This window comes from Sphingobacterium griseoflavum (assembly GCF_014653155.1).
In the GTDB taxonomy this organism is placed as follows: Bacteria; Bacteroidota; Bacteroidia; order Sphingobacteriales; family Sphingobacteriaceae; genus Sphingobacterium; species Sphingobacterium griseoflavum.
Genome location: NZ_BNAF01000008.1, coordinates 132,847 through 145,116, shown reverse-complemented (window position 1 = coordinate 145,116; position 12,270 = coordinate 132,847). Strand labels below are relative to the sequence as shown.

7 protein-coding genes are annotated in these 12,270 nt (G+C 45.3%); 3 read left to right on the top strand and 4 right to left on the bottom strand.

Annotated features, from left to right (window positions below):
- Nucleotides 1-18 precede the first annotated feature (18 nt).
- From IE165_RS11905 to IE165_RS11890, 4 genes are all read right to left on the bottom strand, one after another.
- On the bottom strand, nucleotides 19-1,056 hold the full coding sequence (locus IE165_RS11905) for a DUF5007 domain-containing protein (protein WP_189626850.1): 1,038 nt from the start codon (nucleotides 1,054-1,056) through the stop codon (nucleotides 19-21).
- Nucleotides 1,053-1,724: a hypothetical protein gene (locus tag IE165_RS11900; RefSeq protein ID WP_189626849.1), complete on the bottom strand. Its 672-nt coding sequence runs from the start codon at nucleotides 1,722-1,724 to the stop codon at nucleotides 1,053-1,055. The genes IE165_RS11905 and IE165_RS11900 overlap by 4 nt, the downstream gene beginning before the upstream one ends.
- A 66-nt stretch (nucleotides 1,725-1,790) precedes the next feature.
- Complete coding sequence (locus IE165_RS11895) at nucleotides 1,791-3,305, bottom strand: RagB/SusD family nutrient uptake outer membrane protein (RefSeq protein WP_229826525.1); 1,515 nt, start codon at nucleotides 3,303-3,305, stop codon at nucleotides 1,791-1,793.
- Between the two features lie 29 nt (nucleotides 3,306-3,334).
- Nucleotides 3,335-6,265: a SusC/RagA family TonB-linked outer membrane protein gene (locus tag IE165_RS11890; RefSeq protein ID WP_229826524.1), complete on the bottom strand. Its 2,931-nt coding sequence runs from the start codon at nucleotides 6,263-6,265 to the stop codon at nucleotides 3,335-3,337.
- A gap of 1,298 nt (nucleotides 6,266-7,563) precedes the next feature.
- Here IE165_RS11890 and IE165_RS11885 point away from each other — a divergent pair.
- From IE165_RS11885 to IE165_RS11875, 3 genes are all read left to right on the top strand, one after another.
- Nucleotides 7,564-8,148 (top strand): hypothetical protein, encoded by a 585-nt coding sequence (locus tag IE165_RS11885; RefSeq protein ID WP_189626847.1) that lies wholly within the window; start codon nucleotides 7,564-7,566, stop codon nucleotides 8,146-8,148.
- Between the two features lie 450 nt (nucleotides 8,149-8,598).
- A complete protein-coding gene (locus IE165_RS11880; protein ID WP_189626846.1) occupies nucleotides 8,599-9,369 on the top strand; it encodes a hypothetical protein in 771 nt (256 codons plus the stop codon).
- Between the two features lie 354 nt (nucleotides 9,370-9,723).
- Nucleotides 9,724-12,123, top strand: a complete 2,400-nt coding sequence (locus IE165_RS11875; RefSeq protein ID WP_189626845.1) for a TonB-dependent receptor — start codon at nucleotides 9,724-9,726, stop codon at nucleotides 12,121-12,123.
- The last annotated feature ends 147 nt before the right edge of the window (nucleotides 12,124-12,270 follow it).

Sequence of the window (12,270 nt, the reverse complement as noted above, 5' to 3'; positions counted from 1 at the left end):
AGTCAGTTCGTACCTTTTTTAATTAAATAGCGGTGTCTCTCCGGAAAACCGGAATTGAATCTCCCAATGCCCTTCTTCGTAAATGGCAAAGTTCAGTCCGAAGGAAGCACGCTCTATAAACCCAAAATCATTCATTCGCCGATATCCGAAATCCAGCTTGGCGTATTGTCCTCCCACAATGGTATACGGCGTTTCGATATTGGTCAGCGGAATTGGATATGACACGTCATAGATCACCTTATTATTTTCGATCCTGTGGTTGAAGCCGTGCACCAGTTCATCCCACTTCGTGTCATTAAACCTATTGGGATCAATAGGTTTATTAAGTGAATCCAAGAAACTTATTGTTAAGGTTTTTGTCCCATCTTTGGGCGCTTCTTCGTCTTTATTGAAATACACGCGGATGGCAGACGACCCTATTGCTGTTCTGGTACGAGCACCAACCATATTTATCGCATAATTTGCAAACGAATAAGGCAGCAATGCCAATCCGGTAACCGGATCCACAACACTGGGTTCATAGGGTCTTTCTCGGAAAGGCTTTAATTTGAAATCCCGCAAGTAGCGCCTTCCTCCTGAATTGGTAAGTTCAACGTCGAATGTATAACCGGAGTCAGGCTGGGCGCGTATAAATGCGGAGCTGCCGGCACCCCAAAAGTTGATGTTCCCGGAATGTTCCAAAATCTCCAAAATTGGCCGATATTCTGTTTTGCGTTTTCCTTCTATCGCAGCGATAGAAGATTCTGTCCCGTCGTACATCTCCGCCCATACCTTCACCGGAAATTTGTCCGTAAATAGGGTTGGCACGAGCTGGCCATCCGCATCTTTTATATTGACGATCTTGAACGATAGCGGCTGCGACGTATTTTGCCCGATGGATAGGATATTGGTATAAAACGTATTTCTTCCAATTACAGGTGTAAATTCTTTCACATTGTAGGACACGTCTTGCCCCAGGGAATCCATGTCGTCGGGGAGATTTTTTGTACAGGAGCACATGACCGATAGCGCGAGCAAACATGTCGCTAGTATTTTCCATGTATGGTTCTTCATCATTGATAGGTCGCTAGTTGAGCTGTTAGTTTACTAAATCCGAAATTGTGACTTGGAGTCAATTGATGCACGTAGCCGTTGGTTGTTTTTACATTGACCACGGAAGTGAAGCTCTCTTGCCAATAGCGGTAAAAAATAGAATTGTTCATATCGCTTAGCTTAATTTGCTGTTGTCCACCGCCGACATACCCGGAAGATGAAGTCACTTGATACTGTAAATGCATGCGGTAGTTATTGGCGCTACGCATCTCTATGCCTTCAACGTATGGTTTAAGGTCATCCGTTGCAATCGCTCTTTTGAAAGCATAGTGATGGACGGTGGAGTCCAATAATGCTTGTGGCAGATCTTCGATATACAAGGGAGGTCGACCATTTACCCTGCGCACGCTGTTCAATCCCTCCAAGGCATTGCTAAAACTGTTATTGGTTATGGCAAAAAGGGTTACCGGCGTTTCCGTTTGCATGAGTTCTACCCGCAATGCTGGTACACGATCCAGCACCAGCAACAGGGAATCGTACAGGCCCACTTGCGCTTCCAAAAATGCCAGCGTCGTTCCGGGATACTGCACTTCACCCAATATGTAATCTTCATAATGGTTGTTACCTTTTTCGCAACCAAAGAAGCTGAAGACGGCAAGCATCAGGGCAAATAATTGTTTCGTTCTTTTCATTGGTATTTGTTATTTAGAGAGCAAGGCCAACGCGATGAGGTCTTTCTACACTCCGTCATCAATTTGTTATCGCCAATAATCGTTTTGAATAAGCTTGCTGTTCCGTTTCAGCACATCTGCTGCTATAGGCCAAAATATACCGTCGTCTGCGATCAGCTTATTCAGTATCGGATTATTTTTCTTGATACGCGCATAGCGAACCTGATCATACCATCGCCAACCCTCGCCCATCAATTCCCTGCGGCGTTCTAGAAAAATTTCGTCTATTAGGTCGCCACCGAAACCCGCAATGAATGGGGATATTCCGCGGTTAAATTTCACATAGTTGAGGTATTTGATCGCTTCGTCATTATTGCCCAGCACGGCGTTGATCTCTGCATAAAGAAGTTGCATCTCTTCCAGTCGAGAAAAAACCACATTTGATCCGAAGATCGAGAAGTCAGCATCTCCCGAACCGTCCCGAATGACGCGGATCTTGCTAAAGATTGGAATATCGCCGTTGAAGTCCGTGAAATAATTGGTACGGATCAACCCGGATACCGTGTCTATGCCAAAGCGTGTATCGGTAGATTCCACGAATATTTTATTAATGGTATCTTTGGGCACGTAGATATCAGGGTTGGCACGTGTCACGAGCGGATAGGCAAGCGTCAATGATTCGATATGTCCCGTGGATGTCGCTTCCCCGAGCACATACGATGCGCGTAGCGCCAAAATCTGATTTTTGTCGCTAGGAGCAAACAGACCTGTTGTGCTGTTCAAAAGATTAGGTACGGAATAGGCAACAATAGCGGAGCTACTCGCATTTTCCAACGCAAAACGGGCGTATATTTCAGCATTCAGATACTTACCCTGCCAAGCTGCAACATGGGCAAGAAGGGCATAAGCTGAGATTTTATTGACCAATACCCCGGCCCACGTGCTATACCCTTCGCCATAGTATTGTTGCGAACCCGATGCGTACACGTAGGGCAAATCCTGCGCTGCTGCCAAAAGTTCTTGTTCTGCAAAAGCAAGCACGGTATTTTCGGGTGTGCGGGCCACCTCGGCAAAAAGACCGTCATCATACGAACGTGTCAACAACGGGACATCGCCCCATATCCGCACCATGTAGAAATAGGCAAAAGCGCGCAAAGTACGTGCCTGTGCGACATCGTATTTAAGATCCCGCTCGGTGTAGCGGCTATCTATGCGTAGCACATTAGGGGCACGCTCGATAAACAGGGATGCCGCGTTAACTACTGCATAGAAACGGCGCCAGTTGGATAAATCTTGGACAATGGGATACGATGCGTTTAAGGTATTTTTTGATACGGCTCCCAGATCGGCACGCGAGTAAGGAACAAAATCACCGAATCGAACCTCCCCATACACCCAATGGGCATAATTATCCACCATGGCCGAGCGTAGTAATCCGTAGATTCCCATTAGAGCTGCCCTCGTATCCGATATAGACTGCCACTGCAGCTGCTCGGCACCCGCATTCGAGGATACGATATCCAACTTATTGTTGCAAGAACTTGTACAACATAGCATGGCTATGACATGTATCCATGTAAAGATGGCTTTACTTATTCTCATTTTTTTTAGTGTCTTTTCCATAATAAATGCTATAGTTCTATTTTTACACCAATTGTTGTGACGGGAGCCATAGGCAGACCATACCCGGAGTAATAGCCATCAAAATCAATCAATTCAGGGTCACCTCCCGAAAATTTGGTCCAGGTCAGTAAATTGGTTCCCGTGATAAACAATGCTGCCTTCCGAAGCGATTTGAATCGGTTCTGTACCGTACTTAATTTAGCCAAATCGTAGCTCAACGATACCGAACGCAACTTCAGAAAGGAGGCATCTTCCAAGAATAGATCTTGTTCTACACGATAAGGAACAACAGCGCTCCATGGATTGTATATCGGGTATTTACGGATATCCACATCTTGTTGCCAGTGGAAAACCTCCCGTATCCCAGCCAATGAATTACTGGCTTCGTTGTTGACAAAATCATACTTGGATGAGGCACGCTGATTCAGCGCTTGATGGCCTAAAGCAAAGTAGAACTGAAAAGCCAGGTCAAAATTCTGATAGGAGAAATTATGCTGAAAAGCTCCAACTAATTTAGGCATGGCATGGCCGCGCATAACCCGATCGTCCTGATCAATTTTAAAATCTCCGTTTTGATCTTTCCATACGGGATCTCCCACTTCGAAAGGCACGCCTTCAAACTGCAGCCTTTCACCGTTCTGAACCGGAATGTCTACCTGATCTACATACGTTCCCTTATTCTCGAAGAGCCAAAACTGATCAATTGCATGACCGACTTGAAGCTTACGTTGTCCTACCGCCAACTCCTGCAATCCGTTGGGCAGAGCGGTCAACTTGTTCCTATTCCAATTAAAGTTGAGTGAGGAGTTCCACTTCAAACCTTTCTCGGCGGTTAAAATTTGTGCTGCGAGCGTAAGCTCTAATCCACTGTTTTGCACGGACAATCCATTCAACAGCTGGCTATCATAGCCATATTCTGCAGGTACCGGTATAGGTACAACCTGATTTTGATCTTTTTTCAGATATCCACTTAGGCGTGCATTCAGCCTATTGGCAAGAAAACCAGCATCGAGATCTACCGATGCATGCTCCGTATAGGGCCAATCCATCCCATATCCTATCCACCCTTCAGAATAGGGGCGTGATGCAACGGCAAACCCATTATAGGACACCAGCCCTGATTCGGATCCCCAAGCCAGGTCGGCCACATAATTTGGGCCGATAGCATAGCGGCTCGTCATCGTAGGTTTACCTATCCGTGCCCACCCGGCGCCAATGGTAAATTGACTCAGTAGTCCATGGGTCATCGACTCTTTTTCGATCATGTCGTACTTGGCCGAAACAGCAGGCGTAAATAGCCAACGGCTGTCAGGCTGCACGGTGGAGGATCCATCGTAGCGTAACAACGCGTCCACCTCTAGGCGGTTTTTATACCGGAATGCACCAGATAGATAAACCGAGTGCATACGATAGTCTTCTCGGTTGCTCCAGCGGCTGACATAAAGACCGCCAACAGGTTGCAAATAACCGGATTCATTACTGTTCCCCTCCACGACGTTGATTTTCACAAAATCATTTGGACCATCGTAAGCTCTTGCATATGAGTAACGGTAAAGATCTTCTTGATAGATAGAACCCAAAGAGAGGTTAACTTGATATGCTGATGGTGTATCGTAGTCCCAAGTCAGTTTGTTACTATATAGGTAGCGTTGACTGTATCCGAAATAATTCGACATATAGTTATTCCGTTCCATGAGAGAAGACGGAAAAAAAACGTCCCGATAACCCTCCGAGTAATCAATACCGAGACTTGTGTTGTATTTCAAATTACGCAGAAAATAAACGTCAAACGTCAGCAATGCCTGTCCCGAGTTCACGATATTATCATCAATCGCTTGATTGTACACGTCAAGATACTGCTCATAAACGTTCCTGTTCGGCGACATGGGCACAGACAGATCGGGTACATAAGCAGCTTCGCCGAAACGATCGCGCAGGCTACGGTTGCGATCGCGCGTGTTACGATTTGCATTCACTACGGCACCCATATTGAACCACTCAAACGGTGCCATGTTCACATTGAATAGTGCGTGATAGCGCCTGAACCTGGTTTCGTCTGCTGTGGATCCATTGTTTGTATAGCCCCCGTAAAAAGCAAAATTAGCACGCTCGCTGCCGCCCCGAATACCTAGGTTGGCATTGTACAGCGGCTGATTTTGGTAGTAGGATTGGTTCCAATTGGCAGGACCATAGTAATTGATGTTGGTGGAGTCGTTTAGATACCCTGGATAGGTGAGCCTATCACTCAGCGATCCATACTTGCTGTAAAACTGCTGACGGAAATAGTTTTCGTATTGTGCGTTGACTGGGGTGACGCTTGGCGGAGTAGAAATCCCAAAATAAGAGTTGAAAGAGATCTCGCGCCGCCCTTCTTTTCCTGCTTTTGTCAATATCCAAATCGCTCCATTCGCCGCTAAAGGCCCCAATTTGGCTAACCGAACTGGATCTTTGATGACCTCGATCGAAGCAACGGTGGAGAGGTCTATACCCGCAAAATTATCTGCCGCGGGTCCCAATCTGTTAAATTGATATTGTTGTATCGCATAGGTAAAGTTATTCTCCCGAGCGATGGGTACGCCATTGACATAGATCGTGGGCTGTGTTTGCACCGCATCTTTTTGGCTGAAAATCGGCGTACCAAGTCCCCGTATTGTCATATTCTTGGGTGTACCCGGCTCTCCGTTAGCCTCTTGAACGTATAATCCCGCAACCTGTCCTTTGGTGTAATGTACGGGGCTCAAGAAAGGTAGATTTTCAATCTCCGCCAACCGTACGGAGTCTTTTACACCCTGCTTATTGTACAATGTTTGGAATCTACTTTTCAGCAAAATCTCATGCACCGCTTGGTCCTGCACCGTATCTTGCCAACGTATATTCGTGCTGGCTACAACCTGCCCAAACAGCGGCATTATACACAAAAAACACCAAAGTTTTTTCATTATTTTTAGAATTAGGTCGATTTAATCAGATAGGAGTCCATTTTTAAGTACTGCGGTTGATTAGTTGCAAAAGGCACAGCATTAATTGTTATAGACGAACGTTCGTCACAACAAATTATCTAAAAATGAATCTCTATTTGGTCAAATACAAGTTAGTTGATCAATAAATAGTGAATTATGAAATCCACGCTTATTTTATTTGGTAAGACGGGACTGTTTTTCCGTGTCACCATGACAAATATTAAATATATGTTTTGCATTTGCACTATGCTAGCCGCAAGAAAACGTTTGCGTAAAATGCGCAAACGTTTGCATATCAACTAAAAAAGCCCGGATTATGGATCTCGCCATACCCGGAGCAATGCTTGATACATGTGAAGATTATGCGTGCTGAAGTAGGATATGGGGGCGCTTAAAGAATTATTTTGCGAGGAAGATGACCGATAGGAGATAATTTTTCAAAATTGCTGGCTTTTAAAAGCATTGGAGTAGCTGCGAACCGTCGATCGGGATAGAAACGACTGTGGGCCCGCGCGAACGCGAGCCATGCACAAAGTGCCAGTCTTAGAAACACAGTGAAACGAAACACTCAAGAACATGTGCGATAACCGAAAACTATCGGCGAACGCAAAAAAAGGAAGATATATAAAAAAAACCGATCCCCTTTAGAAATAAAAGATCTAAACAAATATCGATTGTTCTTGGGAATAGTAAGAATTGTTGCTAATTTAGGTGTGTAGAATTTGAGTATTAGCTGGCCAATTCCAGACTTGCCACGGGAACGTTCTTTATTTTTGGGGACCGGAAGACAGATCGGTAGTACAGACCAAGGTGCGAAATCATCGCTGGAGACTCGCCTCAACCAACGAAAAACGGTGCACCCGTATTTGGCGAAGCACTTCCTCTTCTGTCTATTTTCGTTATGAACAGTTAGGGCGGTAAATTACGATCTTTTGGGAACAAGACGATCTTGTTGCTTGCATCTGCAACGCTACGTTTTTTGCCTTTTGTAATCCAAGCTTTTCTGGTCATAATAGTATGTCTTTGGTTACGCCCTTTTCATAAGGATTCGTCTGTCTTCAACTGTTTCGAACGAATCGTTGATGCTAAAAATGGAACGGATCATCAGATAAACATGGCGACTTTGTCAACGGCAATTCAACATCGTCATTTTTCCCACATTATAACGCCTTTCCCTTAGCTCTGATTCAAAGATATAAAATAATTGTAAGAAAAGAAAAAAGTTTTTAAAAAAATACACATACACAAAACCATTGGGCAAAGCAGTAAACAAACAATTGGCAAAATTAATTTCGGGCCGTATAGACGAAATACTCAATCTTACGGGCTTGACGCTTATTGGCTTGGCCAATCTCACAGCGGTTGGCGAGAAAGCCATCAGGAGCTACCACAGCAGGACACTTCCCATATCGGTAGAGACCGTAAACAAACTTTGTGTTCCATTTTCGATTTCACTGGCACTTTTCTTCGACTTTAAAAAGCCCATCCATCTTTCCGAAGAAGAGTTAAAGACGCTGAACGAATTTAAAGCGGAATTCTTTCCCAAAAAAATGGGATATTTTAAGGAAGAAAAGGACGCTTTCATTGCCAAACCAAAAAGCAAAGGGCATAAGAGGGAACGCGAATATATCGCCTACATTGTTAAACAGACCGAATACTTTTCCACGCCGAGAACCATTGCTCAGATGATTGCCGATTTCGAGCGAGACCATAACCTAAAATTGGAATCGGGACGTTTGTATGAGTTGTTGAAAAAGTACATAGGCAGTGACCTCGAGCGAGTGGTGTCCATTAAAACAAATCAAGATGGCCTGCAATCGAAACGTCAGATATATTTATATCGATGTAAGAAAAAAAGCTAGACCCTTCTTTCCACCATGCCAGCATACTGTTGCTTGTTTTCGGAATCCAAGTATTTCACTTATCTAGCTGTACCAATCGGGATCAATCGTATGCAGCATGGCTTCCAACATGCCCGGATACGTCGCATTGGTCATTTTGACAGCGAACCATCGCTAGTAAGGTTGTTGCGCATGTGATATAGATTCTTTTGTTATCAATTGTCGCAAAAATCGAACGTATTTCGTTATATCGGTATACCAAATCGTATTACATGTGTTTACCTTATAGCTCTAAGAGCATATTAAGCTGTTTGTGTCCGGATTTTGATCCTCCTTGCTATGCCAACCTTTCGAAAGAAACAATAGCAGAGCCATGACCGCCTCTTTGAAAGCTATATAGCAGTATTTGGCATCTTCTCTGGTTCCCAACAATTCATTGTACCATTTCTTATATAACAAAAAGTAATAACTATGTCGCACATTTACATGGCCATCCTAGGACTTTTCGTCCTGCCCCATCTGCTATTTGCTCAAGAAGATATCTCGACGAGCCGAGCAGATAGCTATTTCAAATTTGATCTTAGTGTCGGCCCGAACATCGATTTTCCACCATCAAGGCAACCAGAACATGCGGGATTGCTGAGCAGCAGGCCAAAGACGGCACCTTCTTTCCAATTCAAAGCGAGCTATCTCTTCTCTTCAAAGCTCGGCGCATACACGAGTTTGCGGCTGGATTTCTACGACGAAAAACAAACGCAGCTTTATGACGCCGGCGTCATAAGCGACCTGCTGGAAGGTATATTTGCAGAAACGTTCCGACCGATAAGCTCGGTGAAGCCCTCGGTAGATGCAGGCTTAATGTATCGTATAGAAGGCCGCCGTTGGAGCATGTATCCCAGCATTGGCATCGGTCATGCCACTTACGCTGCCAAGCGCCAAAGTAGCCGTAGCCACACTAATGATGACAGACAATCGGTACGCGTGACTTACCAGCAGGATGCTTCCTTCGTTATAGCGACGGCTGGTCTATCCGCCAACTATTTCATTTCGCCCAAAAGCTTCTTTACCGTACACACAAAATACCAACAACCACTGCAGCCTGCAACTGCAAGTATCATCAAGGAGATCGATAACGTACAGGTCGAAGAGCAGCGCTACAGCAGACGCCAGGTTGCCAGAAATGTATATATTGGCCTAGGCTATGGATTTCTGTTGGGAAATAAGCAGAAATATACCCGTTAAAACCGCTATCGCCTTTCCAAAAAAATTGGAAAGGCTATTTTTTATTCGGTAGCATATGAGCAACATCTTAAAAGTCAGCGACACAAAACTCGTATGCGTTTACTAACCCAACAGTAGACTTCCGCGCCGACATCGGCTGTATGCGGCGATGACCAATACGCAACCCACTGCTGGAAAGCTGTAGGATGATGATACACAAATGGAATCACGTATTACCGCACGAACATTTGCCTCCCACCTTTCATCCCCAAAAACCAAAAATTTTGCCGTTTCGCTTTGTTTTCATGAACAAGAACTCTACATTTGCGATTATTTAAAATAAGTCCAAATAAAATCAAACAATTGTTCACTACTATGAGAAAAATCGCTTTGGTCATCTTTTGCATCGCACCAATCCTACTTTTGGCGCAGCAAAAGGCCGAAATCGTCGGAAAAGTATTGACCTCCGATGGTTTGCCAGCGGAAGGAATTACCGTAACGTTGAGTCCACAGCCATTAACGGCATTGACCAACAGCAAAGGGATTTATACATTCAAAAATGTTTCGGTCGGAACATATACCCTCAGCATCAGCTCCGTAGGCTTGCTATCACAAACGCGATCAGTAGAAGTTACAGGCACCGCTATGGAAATAGGGAACATTTACCTGGCGCAGGATCGCGCCACACTCGATGAGATTGTCGTGAACGGCGTGGCAAATAAATACACGCGGAAAACCAGCCCCTATGTAGCGAAAATGCCCCTTAAAAATCTCGAAAATCCACAATCTTACGCGGTTGTTACAAAAGAGTTACTGCAAAGCCAAGTGAATACCAATTTTGACGATGCACTATCCAATGTATCCGGTATCGATAGGCTTTGGTCTTCCACCGGACGTCCGGGTGATGGGGTGTCGTATTATACGTTACGGGGTTTCTCCACGCAAGCGGCCATGGTGAATGGCGTGGTAAGCATTGCCAGCACAAGTCCCGATCCCGCAAACATCGAAACCATTGAAGTTATCAAAGGGCCTTCTGGGTCGCTATATGGCGGCGCTGCAATTGGCTTCGGCGGGTTGATAAACAATGTTACCAAAAGACCAGTAGACACCTTAGGTGCACGCATCAATTACATCGGCGGCAGTTTCGACGAGCATCGGCTGACGGCCGATATTTATGGACCTCTCCTGCCCAACAAAAAGCTGCTAGGACGTCTTAATGCCGCACGCACACACAATGGCACTTTCCAAGATGCCGGGTTCAAGCAATCGATTTTTATCGCTCCATCCCTACGCTATAAACCACATGAAAATCTGGATATTCAGTTGGATGCGGAAATCTATAAAAGTGAGGGCACCAATCCACTTATGGTATTCTTGAACCGTGGACGTCAATTGCAGGCGCGGACACCCGATGAACTGCAGTTTGACTTTAACAAGTCCTATACGGCCAATGACGTCACCTTTCGCAACCCCACGACAAACCTTCGCGGGAATGCGTCCTACCGCATCAACGAGCAGTGGACATCGAATAGCACCTTGGTGTACAACAACCGTAAATCGGAGGGCTATTTCCAATACGTCATGTATCTAGGTGCCAGCGACACGCTGATCAATCGCTTGGCCGGCAAGCAGGACTATGTTGCACAAACGGTAAATGCGCAACAAAATTTTGTGGGCGACTTCCGTGTTGGCCGGATGCGAAACCGCTTACTACTTGGTGTCGATTTTCTATCCCAAAAAGCAGAAACGCACAATTCCCCCTACGTACAGATCGATCAGATCAACACGTCATATGACGATCCAAATTATTATCAATTCAATGCCGATAGCATCGATGCTGCTATTGCGTTATCATCTGCTGCAGAGACCAACAATCGCAGCCGCACGCAGGCCCTTGGAGCCTATGTCTCCAATGTATTAGACGTCACGCCTACGTTTCACGTGATGCTTGGACTGCGCATGGACTACTTTGATAATAAAGGTACCTACAATTTTGATCGCGATACCACCACCGGAGCTTTTAACCAGTTGGCCTTCTCACCGCGAGTAGGCTTAGTTTACCAACCCGTGAAAGACCAAGTTTCGCTTTTTGCCAACTACCAAAATGGGTTTAAAAATGTAGCGCCCGTTGTACAGCCATTGCCCGATATTTCCGGCGACTTCAAACCCCAACAGGCGAATCAGTGGGAAGGTGGTGTGAAGCTGAATATGCTACACAACCGTTTGGGGCTAACGGCAAGCTACTATCATATCGAAGTGAGCAACACCACACGGGGCGAAAGTATTGAACGCGATGGCCAGGTATACAATATTACCGTGCAGGACGGTTCCCGTTTAAGCCGCGGCGTGGAATTTGATTTGACCGCAGCGCCTCTAGAAGGATTGAGCCTGATTATGAGCTACAGCCGAAATAGCAGCAAGATGATCAAAGCCGCACCCGATGTCAATAACCTTCGTCCTACAGAGGCTGGTCCAAAACACTTGTTCAATACGTGGGTCAACTATCGCTTACAGCGCAGTATCTTGCAAGGCCTAGGTTTTGGTATGGGTATAAACCATGCAAGCGAAAATCTCATTACCAATACCCGTACGACCGGAACATTTACTGTACCTGCATACACCTTGTTGCATGCAAGCATATCCTATAGCTACCGCCAATTCGACTTTGCAGTAAAAGGTAATAACTTGACAGACAGGAAATACTATAGGGGCTGGTCGACCGTCAATCCGCAGACACCACGCAACATCCTAGGCAGCATCGCTTTCAGTTTTTAATCCGAACCACGGTTATCGAACAACAACCGCAACAACTCTGCCGCATGCTGCTTCATCGCAGCAAATAGATAGGTAGAGCAAAGGCCTAACAGCAAGTAAGCTGTTAGGCCTTTCACTTTTCCAATCAACCGTGCTTACAAATAGCTA

Bases quoted from the DNA above. Each gene is read 5' to 3' on its own strand.
- IE165_RS11905 (WP_189626850.1), bottom strand. From the start codon at position 1,056: ATGATGAAGAACCATACATGGAAAATACTAGCGACATGTTTGCTCGCG.
- IE165_RS11900 (WP_189626849.1), bottom strand. From the start codon at position 1,724: ATGAAAAGAACGAAACAATTATTTGCCCTGATGCTTGCCGTCTTCAGC.
- IE165_RS11895 (WP_229826525.1), bottom strand. From the start codon at position 3,305: ATGAGAATAAGTAAAGCCATCTTTACATGGATACATGTCATAGCCATG.
- IE165_RS11890 (WP_229826524.1), bottom strand. From the start codon at position 6,265: ATGAAAAAACTTTGGTGTTTTTTGTGTATAATGCCGCTGTTTGGGCAG.
- IE165_RS11880 (WP_189626846.1), top strand. From the start codon at position 8,599: ATGTCGCACATTTACATGGCCATCCTAGGACTTTTCGTCCTGCCCCAT.
- IE165_RS11875 (WP_189626845.1), top strand. From the start codon at position 9,724: ATGAGAAAAATCGCTTTGGTCATCTTTTGCATCGCACCAATCCTACTT.